The 258-nt window shown below is 55.8% G+C and carries 1 rRNA gene; it reads left to right on the top strand.

Annotated features, from left to right (window positions below):
- Positions 1-258, top strand: a 23S ribosomal RNA gene (locus JDF658_RS02855); the annotation flags it as partial.

Below are 258 nucleotides of genomic sequence, written 5' to 3'. Positions count from 1 at the left end.
CCCGATTTGACCCCGAGTACCACGGGACACGAGGAACCCTGTGGGAATCCGGGAGGACCACCTCCCAAGGCTAAATACTCCTTGGCGACCGATAGTGAACTAGTACCGTGAGGGAAAGGTGAAAAGCACCCCGGGAGGGGAGTGAAAAAGAACCTGAAACCGTGTGCCTACAAGCAGTCAGAGCCCGATTTAGCGGGTAATGGCGTGCCTTTTGTAGAATGAACCGGCGAGTTACGGTAGCAAGCGAGGTTAAGGCGG

The organism is Carboxydocella sp. JDF658, assembly GCF_002049395.1.
Taxonomy (GTDB): domain Bacteria; phylum Bacillota.
Note: the sequence above shows the minus strand (reverse complement) of the source record. Positions and strands in the feature narration are given on the sequence as shown.